Raw genomic sequence first — 16,654 nt, 5'->3', positions numbered from 1 at the left:
GCCGCCGTCGAGCCGTGTCGCTACGGCCGAGATGTCGTAGGCGTCGATCAGCCCGTTGGTGTTCAGGTCACCCTTCGAGATGTATCCCTCGAAGTCGCCGTCGCCGCGGCGCAGGCCCGTGTAGTTCATGTACGACGTGAGGTCGTTCTCGTCGATCCGGCGGTCCTGGTTGATGTCGCCCGGGAGGTAGCTCTCCGAGCCGGGAACGCGGAAGACGTAGAGTTCGCGACCCGAGCCGTATCCGCCGACGGCCTCTTCGACCTCGATGCGGATGTAGCGCGCCGTGGGCTGCTCCGCAAAGCGGAAGCTCTTCGTCTCGGCTCCCTTCCACTCGAACGTGCCGGCCTCGGTCCAGTTCGTGCGGTCCATGCTCGTGAAGACGCGGCCGCGGCCCAGTGTGCCGTTCCCGGCATCCTGGCGGGGCAGGTAGTCGAAGCGGTCGAGCGTGTTGATGCTGTGCAGGTCGATCACCAGATCGAACGGCACGGCCCGCTCGCTCCAGCGCGTGTGCCATGTATCCGACTCGTCGAAGTTGAAGAGCCGGGCAATGCCCTGTCCGCCCTGGTTCGGGCAGGAGGTCTCGCCGCTCAGCCCGCGGATGGCGAACTCCAGCGGGTCGGACTTCGTGCGTGCCGCGAGCGTGCTCCACGGCGAGGCGCCCGAGGCGTTCACCGCGCGGATGCGGAACGTGTAGTCGCTCTCCGGGCGCAGGTCCTCGAAACGGAGCCGCGTGTCGCGGATCATCGTGTAGCGCATGCCGTCGAACTCGATCTCATAGCCGTCGGCCCCCGGCACCTCCTCCCACGAGGGGGTGAGCGTGTAGGCCTCGGTGTCTGTTTCGGCGATCGCCGCCCGGGGCGCCTCGAGCGCGCCGATGCTTTCGAGCATCGGGTCGGCCGGAGCGTAGACATATCCCTTCATCTTCAGCTCCACGGCGTTGCGTGTCACGTCGGTCGGCTCGAGCCGCACGCGCACCACGGGGTTTTTCACCACATGCAGGTCGGCTATCTCGCTGCCGGTCGTCGCGAAGCGGTTCATCTCCGGTGCGGCGTCGTAGTACCACACGTTTACTCCTTGTGCGTACTCCTCGCGCGTCCGGGCCTCGCTTAGCTTCACGTTGCGGCCGCCGATGCGGGCCGTGATCTTTCCCGGACGCTGCGTGACGTTGATCCGCAGGCGTGTGGCCTTCTCGGCAACCATGCCTTCGAACGATCCCTCGGTCGGGTCCACGCGGATCGTCAGGTTGTCTCCCTCGAGGTCCGAGACGATACGCGTCCGGGCTGACTCCCCGCGGCGGTAGGCCTCAGTCACCCCGTCGTCGTCGTACTCCGTGAACTCGCTGTGTCCGGCGGGGTAGAACTCGTAGGTGCGCACCTCGCGGTTCATGCGTGCGGCGTTGTTGTGCGGGGCGGTCATCGGGAGGATGGCCCCCTGGCGGATGAATACGGGGAGTTTCCAGAGCGGAGCGTCGAAGTTGTTCACGATGCAGCCGCCCGTGTAGAGGTCGCCGGTGAAGAAGTCGATCCAGTTCCCTTCGGGGAGGTAGATCCCGTCGCGGCGGTCGTTGCCCTTGTCGTCGGCCTGCGTGTTGCGGTAGACGGGGGCCACCAGCACATAGGGGCCGTAGAGGAACTGGTAGCAGGTTGCCGTTCCGAGCGTGTAGGGGTTCGGGTCGTCGAGGAACATGGCGCGGATCATCGGCTTGCCGTCCACGGCCTCACGGGCGATCGAGTAGGTGTAGGGCATGAACTCCGACTTGAGCTTCAGGTACCAGCGGTTGATCGACGCCGCGGGCTCGCCGAGGATGTGGGGATACTTCGGGTTGGCGCCCCAGCCGTCCATGTTGAGCTGCATCGGAGTGAAGGTCTTCCACTGGAAGTCGCGGACGTTCACCGGGATGTTCCGCCCGCCGAAGATGCCGTCCATGTCCGACGAGATGTTCGGCTGCCCCGAGAGGCCCGAGCCGATGTAGGTGGGGATGTGGAAGCGGATGTACTCCCAGTCGCCGCCCGTCTGGTCGCCCGACCAGATCGAGGCGTAGCGCTGCGTCCCGGCCCATCCGTCGAGCGAGATGATGAACGGGCGGGCGTCGTTGCCGTAGTAGGGCATGATGCGTCCGACGTCGGCCACTCCGTTCAGCCCGAACGAGTAGCCGGCGCCGACCCATGCCACGTCGGTCTTGAGCACGCGCACCCCGGCGTCGCGCACCTCCTTGACGATGTCGCGCTGGAGCAGGGCATCGACCCCCTCTTTCGGGTGGAGGTCCGACTGGGTCCACAGGCCGATCTCCACGCCGCGTTCGCGGGCGAACTCGCCCAGCTGCCGGAGGTTCTCGATGTTGCCGTCGAGCGTTCCGGTCTGGCCGTACCCGGCGCCGTACCCGTCGTTGGGCAGGATCCATCCGAGGGGCATGTCGTGTGCGGCATAGCGGTCGATCACGGCACGGGCCGAGAACTGGTAGTTGTCCGCCTCGCCGTTGAGCGATTCGCGCACGCCGCCGTTGTCCTGCTGGCTCTCCTTGTAGCGCTTGCCGTCCTCGAAGAGGATGCCGCTGCCGTCCTCGGTCTCGGCCCAGTAGTCGCGGTTGTAGGCGTTCAGGTGTCCTTCGTAGAATCCGAACTTGGGCAGCAGCACGGGGTTGCCGGTCAGCTGGTAGAAGTCGTTGAGCAGCTCGACGGGCGTGCGGTCCACCATGACGAACAGGTCGAGGTAGTCCGTGTCGTGCGTCAGACGCACCGTTCCGGCTTCCGAGGCCCCGAAGTCGTAGAGTCCCGGTGCGAAGGTGTACCACATGATGCCGTAGCCGGCCGTGGACCAGTAGAAGGGGGTCGGCGAGGCGACACCTCCGTCGGTCCACTGGTTCGTATTGACGATGCGGATGCTCTGTCCCTTGTGCGAGAAGCGGCCGTTCTGCACGCCGCCGCCGTAGAAGTACTCGTCGGCGCGCTCCTTCAGCGCGATCGAACTCTGGCGGGGTTCGAACGCGGCGGCGCCGAGCGATTCGGCCACCACCTCGCCGCGCCGGAGGTCGGTGACGCTGAAGCGGCCCGTGGCCTTGTCGAAGGCGACGCGCACGGCCTCGGTGGCCACCGCCACGGAGCCCTCCTTCTGTTCGATCTCGAGCTCTCCCGCCGCCCGCCGCGGCTCATCGACGAGGATCTGCGCCTCGGGTTCGGCCGCCGGGTCGCGGACGATGCCGCCCTGCGGGTCGAGGAACATGCGGAAGATGTTCGGGCCGTAGAAGTCGAGGGTCATGCGCCGCCCGTCGGTGAAGAGCACCTCGACCGCTGCGGGATTCAGCTGCCGGATCCCCTCGATCGGGGCGTTGCCGGCCGCCCGGGTCTGCTGTTCCGTCGCGACATGGTCGCCCCGCATTCCGGCTGCGGCCGGAGCCGCCAGCAGGGCGGATGCCAGAAATGCCGCGTTCAGTATGTTGGTTTTCAGATTCATGTTGTCGTTTATCTAATGTCTTTATTCATCTCCTTGTGCCGGTCAGTCGGCAATCACCGAGAACTCGGCGCCTCCGGCGAAGTCGGCTCCGTTCTGCGAACTGAGCGCCGTGAAGCGGATGTAGCGCGCCTTGACGGGGCGCTCCAGTTCGACGCGCTGCTCGCCGGTCCCCCTGCCGAACGATCCGGCGGCCACGGGCTTGCTCCATGTCTTGCCGTCGTCGCTCACCTGCACGGTGTATTCGCGGATGTTGCCGTTCGTGCCGCCGTCCTGCCGCGGCAGGTAGACGAATCCGCGGATGAGCTTCGCCTCCCCGGCGTCGAAATCGACCCAGTGGGGGTAGTTGGCCACCGTCACCGAGTACATCGTGTGCCACGTCGTCGAGGGGTCGCCGTCCACGAGGTTCGCGGCGTCGCCGATGCCGGTCTCCTGGCTCGAAGCGTAGACCACCGTCATCGGGATGCGCTCGATGCGGGCGAAGGTGGCGGTGCTCTTCACGGCCGGGTTGTCGGCATAGCTTGCCGTCACCGTTCCGCCCTCACGCAGGTCGAACGGCCCGTCGTAGGGGAGCATCTGTTTTCCTCCGTCGGTCGAGTAGCGAATTTCGGCTCCTGCCTTGCGAGTTGAAATGGTTACCAGTCCGTCGCGTGAACGCGAGATCGAGAGGGGTACCTCGCCCGAGAGGGCCGCGTGGGCCGTCTGCGTGAAGGCACCGTTGCGTACCGGGCGGATCAGCAGCCCCATGGCATGGTCCGAAGCCTTGACGCGGTCCTTCTCCAGCGGACCGCCCTGTCCGCAGCTGTTGCCGCCCAGGCCCGTCACCGCAAGGTCCAGATGCAGGTGTGTGGCCGTCGGTTCGGGCAGCTGGTAGGGGTGCGGGGCAAGCGTCATCTCCACGGCCGACCACGGCAGTGCAGAGGCCGACATCGTGCCGTCGGCGACGAACTCCACGCCGTTGCCTTTGCCGTCGGTCAGCGCGCACCAGCGCACCTGCTCGCGGTTGCCCATGCTCTGCGGCTTGGGGAAGCGTACGGCCTGTTCGCGGACCGTGCTGCCGTAGCGGCCGACGAACGAACCCGTCATGCGGTCGTTGTAGTTGTTCCACGGACCGCGGCCGTAGTAGTCGTAGTGCTGCAGCTCTTCGGGCAGCTGCAGGGAGTACCCGAGGCGGGCCAGCACAAACGACGGGTCGTTCGAGGTGATCTCCGCGCGGAGCTCGATCGAGCCGTCCGGGTAGACGGTCCAGATCTGGTTGGTCACGAAGCGGAAATCCTCCTCGCCGAACGGACGGTCGGTCAGTTCGACGATGCGGTAACGCCCCGACGTACCGCCCTCGATGCGGGCGGCGTTCGGTGCCTGCGATACGACCGTATACATCAGCTGCACGGTGTTGCCCTTGCCGTTGTCCACGCGCGAGCAGGCCGTTGCCGTGTGGCGCAGGTTGTGCAGCCCCTTCTCGAACCAGCGCGTGTAGGCCCAGTTGTCGTTGTCGGTCGGTGCGCGCAGGGCGTCGAGCCGCGGCCCCTCTCCGTCGCGGATCACCTTGCGGCCGTCGTACTCGAGGGAGTGGATCGTTCCCCGGCGGTTGTCGAACGTGACGACGAACCCGTCGCCCCGCACCTCGGTGAAGTCCCCGTCATCCGCCGTGCAGCCCTTCGCCGCGCAGCCGCTGCAGCCCGTGTTCCGCTCCGTGACCTCGGGCGCCGCGAGGCGGGCCGTCAGTTCGGTCATCGAGGGCTTCGCACCGGCCGCCTTCACCTCGAGCTGCTCCTCCATCTGCACGAATCCGGCCTCGGCCCACGGCTTGTCCTCGGCGAGCAGGAACTGCACCGTGACGAAGTACTCGCCTGCGGGGTCGAGCGCCGCATAGTCGTAGGGGATGGTATACTCGACCCTTTCGCGCGGGCCGACGATCTTGCGCGGGCCGCGCAGGGCGTCGCCGCGGGCCACCGGTTCGCCGTCCCTGTAGAGCGTCCAGGCGATGCGGTATCCGGCCAGCGTGGTGAAGTAGTGCTTGTTGAAGATCGCGATCCGGCCCTGCGTCATGTCCACCGGCTCGACGCCGACGTTCTGGTAGATCCGCTTCACTTCGTGGAAGACGGGCTTGGGCGAGTGGTCGGGGAGCAGGATGCCGTTCATGCAGAACATGCCGCTGTTGGGCTTGTCCCCGAAGTCGCCGCCGTAGGCCCAGTAGCGGTCGCCCGTTGCGGGGTCATAGGCGTAGAGCGCCTGGTCCACCCAGTCCCAGATGGCGGCGCCGCAGATGAAGTTGGTCGATTCGATGGCCTTCCAGTAATCGACCAGGTTGCCTCCGGCGTTGCCCATCGAGTGGGCGTATTCGGAGATGTGGAACGGGTACTTGATGGGGTATCTGCCCGTTGCGGCGCCGCGGATCCAGTCGATCGACGGGTACTGGTTCGAGCCCATGTCCACGATGTCGTTGTTGCGCTCGTACTGTACCGGACGCGAGGGGTCGAAGGCGTGCAGGGCCTCGTAGGCCGAGACGAAGTTCCGGCCCGGGCCGGCCTCGTTGCCCAGCGACCAGATCACCACCGAGGGGTGGTTCACATGGGCGTGGGCCAGCTCCATGACACGGGCCACGTGGGCTGCCTCGAACTCCGCGACGTGCGAGAGCGAGGCCTCGCCGTAGTAGTATTCGTGGCTTTCGAGGTTGGCCTCGTCCTCGAGGTAGATGCCGTACTTGTCGCAGAGGTAGTACCAGTGCGGGGCGCAGGAGTAGTGCGAGTTGCGGACGTGGTTGATGTTGCCGCGCTTCATGAGCATGATCTCCTGCTCCATCTGCTCCGTGGTGATGGCGTTGCCCACGGCGGGATCGATCTCCTGGCGGTTCACGCCCTTGAGCTTCACGGTCCGGCCGTTGATGTAGTAGTAGCGCCCGGCCAGCCCGAACTCATCCTCTGCGGCGGGCGTGTCGCGGATCTCGACCTTGCAGAAGCCGAAGGCCGTCGAGAAGGTCTCCACCACGCGGCCCTTCCGGTCGCGCAGCTGCCCGACGAGCGTGTAGCGCCACGGCTCCTCGGCCGACCACTTGCGGGCGTCGGGCACCCGCATCCCGGCTACGGTCAGGGTGGTCTCTCCGGCCTCCGTCGCAGCCACTGCGGCCGAGGCCGTCACCCCATCGACGGGTGCGTTCTCGTCCGAATAGAGTTCGTTGGCGTAGAGCGTGTAGGAGAGCGTATAGCCCTTGGCGGGCTTCCGGCCGAGGTTGCGGATGTCGGCCTCGATGCGTACCGTGCCGTCGGCATAGGCGGCGTCGAGGTCGGGCCGCACACGCAGGTCGCGGACCTGCACCCGGGCTGTCGAGGTGAGCGAGACGGTGCGGAAGATGCCCGGCAGGCGGAACATGTCCTGCGCCTCGAGGAACGAGCCGTCGGAGTTGCGGTAGACCTCCACGGCCACGACGTTCTCGCCCCCGGCGTTCAGGTAGGGGGTGATGTCGAACGAGGCGGTGTTGCGCGAGTTCTTCGAGAAACCCACGTAACGGCCGTTCACCCAGAGGTAGAAGAACGACGAGACGCCGTCAAAGTTGATGTAGACCTCGCGTTCCTCCCACGTTTCGGGCAGCGTGAACGAGCGGCGGTAGGATCCCACCTCGTTGCGGTGCCTGTAAGTGACCCAGTCCGAGGGCGGGGTGCGCATCACGCCGCCGCGCCAGTCGTCCACGGCCACCTTGTGGGCGAAGATCACCGGCTGGTTGGCGTAGATCGGCACGCCGTAGCGGAGGCTGCCGTCCTTTTGGATGCCCGCCACGTTCCACTGCATCGGCACCGTCACGTCGTCCCATGCCGCCACGTCGTATTCGGGTTTGTAGAACTCCGCGGGGCGCTCTTCGGGGTTGCCGGCCCAGTGGAACTTCCACACGCCGTCGAGTGAGATGTACCAGGCTCCGCATTCGGGCAGTACGCGGCGTGCGCTCTCCGTATCGGGGAAGGTGAAGAACCACGTGCGGGGCTGCTCCTTGTTCAGGGCGAGCCGTTCGGGTGATTCCCACTCCGTGCCGTCGGGTGCGTCAGCCGGGCCGTAGGCGAATCCGCCGAGCGGTTCGGTTTGGGCATGTGCCGACATCCAACCGGCCATGCAACAGAGCAATAGAAGTTTTTTCATAAAGTATGGATTTAAGTAAACAAGTTCGTTGTTCCCGAGATTCGGGGCGCATCTCTGTTCGCCTGCTGTCTTCCTGTGGCGGGGAAGTCCCTGCGCTGCCGGCGCGCCATATTCCGAATTTGGGTAAAATTACGAATCTTTTTTCGAATACAAGGAATTGTTAGTCTGTTTTTTTGCGATTCCCGGCTTCGAGCAGAGGCCGGCACCGACTCCGTATGGGCGTGGAAGGCCGGATTGCGGCATGACGGAGGGTTTTTTCGTAAAAATTTCGGATTCTGCGAAATAATATGTAAGTTTGTATGAATCGGCACGGTGTGCCGTCGTATCTCGAATCATGAAAAATTTTGTCTGCCTATGTTTGCAAAACTACTGCCCAGCCTGGCTCTGACGGGTGCCGTCGCCCTGGGTTGCGCCTGCTCCGGTCCGGGGAACGCTCCGGCGGAAACCTATTATGAGAAATACGTCGATCTGGGCGATGCCGATTCGCTGGCCAAGGTCGAGATGGCCGCGCACCTGGTGCCGACGCCCCAACAACTGGCCTGGCAGCAGTGGGAGCTGACGGCCTTCATCCACTTCACGGTCAATACTTTCTCGGGCAAGGAGTGGGGCGACGGGCGGGAGTCGCCCGACCTCTTCTTCCCGACGGCGATCGACACCGACCAGTGGGTCGAGGTGCTCAAGGACGCCGGGTTCCGCATGGTCATGCTGACGGCCAAGCACCACGACGGATTCTGCCTCTGGCCTACGGAGACCACCGAACACTCGGTCCGCAACTCGCGGTGGATGGACGGCAAGGGCGACGTGGTGGCGATGCTGCGCGCCTCGTGCGACAAATACGGCATGAAGATGGGCCTCTACGTCTCGCCGTGGGACCGCAATGCCCCTTCGTACGGTACGGGCAAGGCCTACGACGACTACTTCGTGGCGCAGCTCACCGAGCTGCTCACCCGCTACGGCGAGGTGGCCGAGGTGTGGTTCGACGGGGCCAACGGCTCGGAGGCCGACGGCAAACACCAGGTCTACGACTGGCCGCGCTACGTGGCGACGGTCAAGTCGCTGCAGCCCGATGCCGTGACGGCCATCATGGGCGACGACATCCGCTGGGTGGGCAACGAGGCCGGCAAGGGCCGCGACGAGGAGTGGAGCGCCACGGTGCTGCCGCCCGCTTCGGTCACCCTGCGTGACCCCGATCCCGAGATTGCCGCCCTGGGCAACACCTCACCCGACCTGGGCAGCCGGGCCATTCTCTCGCGGGCCAGGGAGCTCTTCTGGTATCCCTCGGAGGTCGATGTCTCGATCCGTCCGGGCTGGTTCTACCACGCCGAGGAGGATGACCGCGTCAAGACGCTCGACGAACTGAAGAATATCTATTTCGCCTCGGTGGGATCCAACTCCGTGCTGCTGCTCAACGTGCCACCCGACCGCCGCGGACGCATCCACGAGAATGACGAGCGGCGCCTGCGCGAGTTCGGCGCCTGGATCCGCGACAGCTTCACCCGGGGGCTGCTTGCCGACGGAGCCACGCCGTGGACCGCCGCTGCCGGCCAGAGCCGCGAATTTGACATCGCGGGCGGGCCGTTCAATGTGGTGATGCTGCAGGAGGACATTGCCCGCGGACAGCGCGTCGAGCGCTTCCGGGTCGAAGTCTCCGACGACGGCAAGGCCTGGCGGCAGGTGGCCGAGGGCACGACGATCGGCTACAAGCGCATGATCCGTCTGCCCGAACCGATGCAGGCCGCCCGGCTCCGCGTGACGATCGACCGCACGCGCGCCGCCGCCAACCTGTCGAACGTACAGCTTTATTGCGCCGAATAGCGCATGCGCTTTAACGGACTTCGCATGAAAACCAACCGAATTTTCCTGGCCGGCGGCCTGGCTGCCGTCGCGGCTGCCGGATGCGGGCGTCCGGAGCCCGAGCCGGACCGGCGGATGAACATCCTCTACATCATGACCGACGACCATACGGCCCAGATGATGAGCAGCTATGACCGCCGCTATGCCTCGACCCCGAACCTCGACCGCATCGCCGCCGAGGGCGTCCGCTTCACCAACAGCTTCGTGGCCAATTCGCTGAGCGGCCCGAGCCGCGCCTGCATGCTCACGGGCAAACATTCGCACGCCAACGGCTATACGGACAACACGCTCTGCCCGGCCTTCGACGCTTCGCAGCAGACCTTCCCCAAACTGCTGCAGGAGGCCGGCTACGAGACGGCCGTCATCGGCAAGTGGCACCTGGGAAGTTTGCCGACGGGTTTCGACCATTGGGAGATCGTTCCCGGACAGGGCGACTACTACAACCCCGATTTCATCCGCCAGACGGGCGATACGGTGCGTGTGCACGGCTACCTGACCAACTTGATCACGGACCGGAGCATCGAGTGGCTCGAGCAGGGGCGCGATCCCGAAAAACCCTTCTGCCTGCTTGTGCACCACAAGGCGCAGCACCGCAACTGGATGGCCGACACGTGCAACCTGACCCTCTACGAAGACCGAACCTTCCCGCTGCCCGAGACCTTCTTCGACGACTATGCGGGGCGTCCGGCTGCCGCGGCACAGGAGATGTCGATCGCTTCGGACGTGGACATGGACCCGGTCTACGACCTCAAGATGCTCAAGGAGGGGCATCCCGGCCGGCTGAAGGGGGCCTACGAGTGGATCCTGAGCCGCATGGATTCGGCGCAGCGGGCCGCTTGGGACCGTTTCTACGATCCGATTATCGAGGATTTCTACGCGCGCAACCCGCAGGGCCGCGAACGGGCCGAGTGGAAGTTCAACCGCTATATGCGCGACTACCTCAAGACCCTCAAGTCGCTCGACGACAACGTGGGCCGGCTGCTGCGCTACCTCGACGAGTCGGGGCTTGCGGAGAACACGCTGGTGGTCTACACCTCAGACCAGGGCTTCTACATGGGTGAGCACGGCTGGTTCGACAAGCGCTTCATGTACGAGGAGTCGATGCGCACGCCGCTGGTTGTGCGCATGCCGGGCGGGGCTCGCGGCGACATCGGCGAACTGGTGCAGAACATCGACTACGCCCCGACCTTCCTCGAGCTGGCCGGAGCGGAGATTCCCGCGGACATTCAGGGGCGTTCGCTGCTGCCGCTGCTGCGGGGCGAACATCCTGCCGACTGGCGTCCGGCGCTCTACTACCACTTCTACGAGTATCCGGCCGAGCACATGGTCAAGCGCCATTACGGCGTGCGCACGGACCGTTGGAAACTGATCCATTTCTACAACGACATCGACTGCTGGGAGCTGTACGATCTGGAGAACGACCCCCACGAGCTGCGCAACCTCTTCGGCGATCCGGCCTATGCCGGCGAGCAGAACGCCCTTTTCGAGGAACTGGGGCGGCTGCAGCGCGAGTACGGCGATTCGCTGGCCATGCGGTACAACGCATCGTTCGGACGGCAGTGATCCTTCTGCCCGTTCGGTACAACGGAAAAACGGGGAGCGCCTCCTGCGAGGCGCTCCCCGTTTGCGTAGTTTGCGGCGGAGCCGTTCGCTGTTGCGCTCCGGGCGCCGGCGTCAGCCGATCTCGGTCAGGCGGTAGTCGCCGGCCTGCTCCGTGACCGTGCGCTGGAGCTCCTCGGTCGGCAGGGGACTGCCCGTGAAGGTGACGACCGCCTCCGGCGGGGTGAGCGTCACGGTGGCGGAGACTCCGCCGATCGAGTTCAGTGCCTTTTCGACATGTGCCCGGCAGTGGCCGCACATCATGCCCTCTACTTTAAATCTGCGTTCCATCGTATCGTGTTTTTGGGTGTTTTGTATCGGTTCGATCCGGCGCCGTTTCAGCCGCAGGCTGTTGGTGACGACGCTGACGCTGCTCATGGCCATCGCCGCCCCGGCGATCATCGGGTCGAGCAGGAAGCCCCACAGCGGGTAGAAGACCCCCGCGGCGACGGGCACGCCCACGAGGTTGTAGACGAAAGCCCAGAAGAGGTTCTGCCGGATGGTCCTGACGGTCAGCCGCGCCAGACGCAGCATCGCGGGAATCTTCCTCAGGTCGGACGAGAGAATGGTCACGCGGGCCGCCTCGAGGGCGATGTCGCTGCCGTTGCCCAGGGCGATCCCCACGTCGGAACGTGCCAGCGCGGCGCTGTCGTTGATGCCGTCGCCGGCCATGGCGACGACGTGGCCTCCGCGCTGCAGGTCGCGGATGTAGGCCTCCTTCTCGCCGGGCAGCACCCCGGCCTTTACGCGGGTGATCCCGGCGGCCCGAGCCACTGCGGCGGCCGAGGCCTCCTGATCACCCGTCAGCATGTGGACCTCGATGCCGCGGCGGCGGAGCTCCGCGACGGCCTCGCGCGATCCCTCGCGCAGGCGGTCCGAAACGGCCGCTACGGCCAGTGCACGGTGCTCGTCGGCGAACCAGACGATGCTGTGTGCCTCCGCGGCCCGGCTGCGTGCCCGGGCGTCGAGCCCGGGGTCGATGGCAATGCTGCGCTCCTCGAGCAGCCGCCGGTTGCCCGCGCAGTATTCGCGTCCGGCGAAGCGTCCCGTGACGCCGCGTCCGGCGTGGTTGGTGAACTCCCCGGGGGCCTCGTCGGGACGGATTCCCGCAGCGGCGAGGTGTTCGACGAGCGCGGCGGCAAGCGGATGTTCCGAGCGGCTCTCGAGGGCCATGAGGCGCGGGGCCTCGGTTTCGGCCCCGGCGGCCCACTGAAGGTCCGTCACGGCGGGGCGTCCCTCGGTCAGCGTGCCCGTCTTGTCCAGGACGACGGTATCCACGCGGCAGGCCGTTTCGAGCGTTTCGGCGTCCTTGATCAGGATGCCCGCCCCGGCCCCGCGCCCGATGCCCGCCATGATGGCCGTCGGGGTAGCCAGCCCCAGGGCGCAGGGGCAGGCGATGACCAGCACGGTGACCAGCGCCAGCATGCCGTGTGCAAATCCCTCTGCAGGGTCGAGAAGGAGCCACGCCCCGAACGAGAGCAGGGCCACGGCGATGATCGTCGGCACGAAGACCGCGGCGATGCGGTCTGCCAGCCGCTGCACGGGGGCCCTGCTGCCCTGCGCATCCTGCACCAGGCGGATGATCTGTGCCAGCATCGTGCCTTCGCCGACCTGTTCGGCACGGTAGCGCAGCGACCCGCGCTGATTGACCGTTCCGGCGAACACGCGGCTGCCGGCCTCCTTGCGCACCGGCAGCGGCTCGCCGCTCAGCATGCTCTCATCGACGTAGGAGGAGCCATCGGTTACCGTGCCGTCCACGGCGATGCGCCCTCCCGGCCGCACGGCGATCAGGTCGCCCGGCTGCACCCGGCCGATCGGGGTCGGGTGCTCGGCACCCGCCTGATCGACGAGCAGCACCGTATCGGGCCGCAGTCCGGAGAGCTTCCGGATCGCTTCCATCGTGCCGCCCTTGGCCCGCTCCTCGAGCAGCCGCCCGAGCAGCACGAAGGCGATCACGACGCCCGAAGCCTCGAAGTAGACGTGTGGCTCGATGCCGCGCGAGGTCCAGAATGCGGGGTAGAGGAGGTTGAAGAGGCTGAAAGCGTAGGCGATGCCCGTGCTCAGCGCCACGAGCGTGTCCATGTTGGCCGAGCGGTGGCGCAGCTGGCGCCAGGCTCCGGCGAAGAAGTCGCGCCCGAAGACGAAGACCAGCGGTGTGGCGAGCAGCCACGTTACCCAGGGCGACCACGGGCGGTGCATGAAGAGCATTCCGACGACGAGCAGCGGCACGGCCAGTGCGAGGGCTGCCGCCGTGCGGTGTTTGAGCGCGCGGTAGTGCATCGCGTGTTCGCGTTCGGCCTGCTCGGCGCCCTCCTTCAGGTCGGTGATCAGTCCGTATCCGGCTCCGGCGACCGCCTGTGCCAGCAGTTCGGGCGAGGTCCGGTCGGGATCGTACTCCACGGCAACCGTTGCCGCCGCGAAATTCACTGCCGCCTGCCTGACGCCCTGTTGGGCACCGAGCGTCTTGCCGACCCGTGCGGCGCAGGCGGCGCAGCTCATGCCCGTCACCGGGAAGATGCGTTTGGTCATCATCTCTTTTCGGTTTGAAGTTCCGCAGGCAAAGGTAGTGCCTGCCGGCGGTTGCGGCGTTACGGAATTCCGGATTTGTTTTACAAGATTCCGGGCACGCGGCCGCGTCGTCCGCATGTGTCGGATGCGACGGGGGCGCACCTTGCGGGCGGCGGGTGCGGATCAGAGCCGGTCGAGCGGGCGGCGGGTGCGGATGCGGAGCCGGCGGAAGTGGGAGGGGGTCATGCCCGTCACGCTCTTGAACTGTGCGCTGAGGTAGGCGCCGCTCGAGTAGCCCAGCCGGTCGGCAATCTCGGCCAGCGAGAGTTCATCGTAGATCAGCAGCTCCTTGGCGTACTCGATCTTCTGGGCGATCAGGTACTTTTCGAGCGTCGTGCCGGTCACCTCGGAGAAGAGGCGGCTCAGCGAGTCGTAGTCGTGGCCGAGGCGGCGGACCAGCCAGTCCGAGAGCCGCTCGCGCCTGACACCTTCCGGATGGCGGACCAGCTCGATGACGGCGCCCCGCAGGCGGGCGACGAGCTGCTGGCGGCGGTCTTCGAGCAGTTCGAAGCCCAGGTCCTCCAGCTCCCGGCGGAGCGTTTCATGCTCCTGTTCCGTGAGCGGGCGCGGAAGGCGCACCTCGCCCAGCTCCACGGCGAGCGGTTCGATGCCGCAGCATCGGGTGAGCACGGCACGCACCGCCATGATGCAGCGGTCGCAGACCATATTCTTTATGTAGAGCGTCTCGGCCATCTCCGGTATCGGTTTCGTTTCGGGCAAAAATACGAAATTTTCGCGGGACCCCGTGCATGCTGCGTAGCGAACCGGCGGAAAAACGAGACGTCCCCGCCGCCAGGGGGCGACAGGGACGCTTGGATCGGATTTATGCGGTCTCTACCGGTAGATCTCGTTGAGCAGGCGCGCCAGCCGCAGGCCGCCGCGCAGGAACTGCTGCTCGACGACGGGGGTTTGTGCCGCCACGTAGTCGTAGGAGAGGTTCGCCCCCTCGGGTGTCGCCTCGTAGACCTGCTGGCAGATGCCGAGCGTCTCGGCAACCCATTCGGCCGGGGTGCCGGCGGCGATTGCCTCGGCCTCGGCCTGCGATACGCGGTCGATCTGCTGCCGCCATTCGGTGTAGCCCCAGTTGTGGGCCGACTCGACCAGTGACGTGTCCCACACCGAGTGGAGGTTCGTCGAGCGGCCGAAGTAGCGCACCGGCCGCTTGTTGCCACCCAGGTCGGTCGAACGGCCCAGGTGCATCGGGCAGTGCATGTCGCCCACCAGGTGGATGAGCATCTTCAGCTGCAGGGCCTCCTCCTCATGCGTCAGACCGCCGGCCTTGAGTTTCGCGACGATTTCCGTCACGGCCTTCAGTACGTCGCCCTTCGGGTTGGCGGGCATCGTCTCGAGGATCTTCCCCTCGTCCACGTTCAGGTAGTGCCACGTCTTCGTGTAGGCGTAGTCGGGCGTATGGCTGGCGTTGTCGAGCCAGTTGGCATAGTAGACGGGCGAATGTCCGTCGAGTACCTTGTCGATCTTCTTTGCGGCGGCGGGCGTCAGGTGGCATTCGGCGATGTAGGCCGTCACGTCGTGTCCCTTCTGTCCCCAGGCCAGGGCGCTGCGGACGATGAGCAGGCTCAGCCCCAGCAGAATCAGTCTCTTCATGTTCATCGGGTTGGCGTTTTAAGGTCAATGGTTCATCGTGGCGAGGAACTCCTCGTTGGTATCCGTGAGGCCCATCTGCTTCTGGAGGAACTCCATCGCCTCGACGGGCGTCATGTCCGAAAGGTATTTGCGCAGCACCCACGTGCGGTTCATCACTTCGCGCGGCAGCAGCAGGTCTTCGCGGCGCGTGCCCGAGGCGATGACATCGACAGCGGGGTAGACGCGCTTGTTGGCCAGCTTGCGGTCGAGCTGCAGCTCCATGTTGCCCGTCCCCTTGAACTCCTCGAAGATCACCTCGTCCATCTTCGAGCCGGTGTCGATCAGCGCCGTGGCGATGATCGTCAGCGAGCCCTTCTCCTCGGTGTTGCGCGCGGCGCCGAAGAAGCGCTTGGGTTTGTGCAGCGCGTTGGCATCGACACCTCCCGAGAGCACCTTGCCCGAGGCCGGCTGCACGGAGTTGTAGGCGCGCGCCAGGCGCGTTATGGAGTCGAGGAAGATCACCACGTCGTGGCCGCACTCGACCATGCGCTTGGCCTTCTCGAGCACCATCTCGGCTACCTTCACGTGGCGCGAGGCCTGCTCGTCGAAGGTCGAGGCCACCACCTCGGCCTTCACGTTGCGGGCCATCTCGGTCACCTCCTCCGGGCGCTCGTCGATCAGCAGCACGATCATGTAGACCTCCGGGTGGTTGTCCGCAATGGCGTTGGCGATCGACTGCAGCAGCATCGTCTTACCCGTCTTGGGCTGTGCGACGATCAGCGCGCGCTGACCCTTGCCGATGGGCGAGAAGAGGTCCACCACACGCGTCGAGAGGTTGTTGTGCCCGTTGCCCGTCAGGCAGAACTTCTCGCTCGGGAAGAGCGGCGTCATGTACTCGAACTGCACGCGGTCGCGGATGAACTCCGGGGCCAGGCCGTTGATCTCATTGACGCGCACCAGCGGGAAGTACTTCTCGCCCTCCTTCGGGGGGCGGATCGTGCCGTTCACCGTGTCGCCCGGCTTGAGGCCGAAGAGCTTGATCTGCGACGGCGAGACGTAGATGTCGTCCGGCGAGTTGAGGTAGTTGTAGTCGGCCGAGCGGAGGAATCCGTAGCCGTCGGGCATGATCTCCAGCACGCCCTCGCCCTCGATCTCGCCGGCGAAGTCGTCCTTGGTGATCACCTCCTCGTCGAGCGGCGTCTGCGGTTCGTCCGACGGCTCGGGACCGGCGGCCGGTTCGGTGTGCACGGGCTGCTCCCTGCGATCCGCGGGTGCTTCAGCTCCGCTCTCGGCCTGTGCCTCGGCCTTGGGTTTGCGGCCGCGGCGTTTCTGTTCGGCCTTGACCGGCTGTTCGGCGGCTCCGGCGTTGTGTCCGGCCGGTTTGCGCCCGCTCTGCCGGGCAGGGGCTTCGGGTGCCGTCTGCGGGGTCTCGCCGGCTTCGGGCGCCGGCTCGGAGGCCGGGCGGGGAGCCGGT

7 protein-coding genes and 1 pseudogene (1 of these 8 cut by a window edge) are annotated in these 16,654 nt (G+C 66.0%); 2 read left to right on the top strand and 6 right to left on the bottom strand.

What is annotated here, in order from left to right:
• Both QZL63_RS03825 and QZL63_RS03820 read right to left on the bottom strand, forming a co-directional pair.
• Nucleotides 1-3,450: pseudogene (locus QZL63_RS03825) on the bottom strand (TIM-barrel domain-containing protein) (it extends 431 nt beyond the left edge of the window).
• Between the two features lie 42 nt (nt 3,451-3,492).
• On the bottom strand, nt 3,493-7,575 hold the full coding sequence (locus QZL63_RS03820; protein WP_022308007.1) for a glycoside hydrolase family 2 TIM barrel-domain containing protein: 4,083 nt from the start codon (nt 7,573-7,575) through the stop codon (nt 3,493-3,495).
• Between the two features lie 354 nt (nt 7,576-7,929).
• Between QZL63_RS03820 and QZL63_RS03815 the strand changes: the two genes are divergently transcribed.
• Nucleotides 7,930-9,390, top strand: coding sequence for an alpha-L-fucosidase (locus tag QZL63_RS03815; RefSeq protein WP_022308006.1), 1,461 nt, complete (start codon nt 7,930-7,932; stop codon nt 9,388-9,390).
• Nucleotides 9,391-9,414: 24 nt separating this feature from the next.
• The gene (locus QZL63_RS03810; protein ID WP_441293891.1) at nt 9,415-10,992 is read left to right on the top strand and encodes a sulfatase family protein; all 1,578 of its coding nucleotides are present in this window, start codon (nt 9,415-9,417) and stop codon (nt 10,990-10,992) included.
• A 111-nt stretch (nt 10,993-11,103) separates the two neighbouring features.
• On the opposite strand, the gene QZL63_RS03805 is transcribed toward QZL63_RS03810, so the two are convergent.
• From QZL63_RS03805 to rho, 4 genes are all read right to left on the bottom strand, one after another.
• Nucleotides 11,104-13,560, bottom strand: a complete 2,457-nt coding sequence (locus tag QZL63_RS03805; RefSeq protein WP_290585924.1) for a heavy metal translocating P-type ATPase — start codon at nt 13,558-13,560, stop codon at nt 11,104-11,106.
• Between the two features lie 159 nt (nt 13,561-13,719).
• On the bottom strand, nt 13,720-14,289 hold the full coding sequence (locus tag QZL63_RS03800) for a helix-turn-helix domain-containing protein (protein ID WP_022308003.1): 570 nt from the start codon (nt 14,287-14,289) through the stop codon (nt 13,720-13,722).
• A 141-nt stretch (nt 14,290-14,430) separates the two neighbouring features.
• A complete protein-coding gene (locus QZL63_RS03795; protein WP_290585921.1) occupies nt 14,431-15,201 on the bottom strand; it encodes a S1/P1 nuclease in 771 nt (256 codons plus the stop codon).
• A 24-nt stretch (nt 15,202-15,225) separates the two neighbouring features.
• Nucleotides 15,226-16,654, bottom strand: a 1,429-nt coding sequence (rho, locus tag QZL63_RS03790) for a transcription termination factor Rho (RefSeq protein ID WP_290585918.1), incomplete at its 5' end; no start/stop codon positions are given.

The sequence above is a fragment of the Alistipes sp. CAG:268 genome (assembly GCA_000434235.1).
In the GTDB taxonomy this organism is placed as follows: domain Bacteria; phylum Bacteroidota; class Bacteroidia; order Bacteroidales; family Rikenellaceae; genus Alistipes; species Alistipes avistercoris.
The sequence above is the reverse complement of the archived record's forward strand: the minus strand, read 5'-3'. Positions and strand labels throughout refer to the sequence as shown.

Bases quoted from the DNA above. Each gene is read 5' to 3' on its own strand.
- QZL63_RS03800 (WP_022308003.1), bottom strand. From the start codon at position 14,289: ATGGCCGAGACGCTCTACATAAAGAATATGGTCTGCGACCGCTGCATC.
- QZL63_RS03815 (WP_022308006.1), top strand. From the start codon at position 7,930: ATGTTTGCAAAACTACTGCCCAGCCTGGCTCTGACGGGTGCCGTCGCC.
- QZL63_RS03805 (WP_290585924.1), bottom strand. From the start codon at position 13,560: ATGATGACCAAACGCATCTTCCCGGTGACGGGCATGAGCTGCGCCGCC.
- QZL63_RS03795 (WP_290585921.1), bottom strand. From the start codon at position 15,201: ATGAAGAGACTGATTCTGCTGGGGCTGAGCCTGCTCATCGTCCGCAGC.
- QZL63_RS03820 (WP_022308007.1), bottom strand. From the start codon at position 7,575: ATGAAAAAACTTCTATTGCTCTGTTGCATGGCCGGTTGGATGTCGGCA.
- QZL63_RS03810 (WP_441293891.1), top strand. From the start codon at position 9,415: ATGAAAACCAACCGAATTTTCCTGGCCGGCGGCCTGGCTGCCGTCGCG.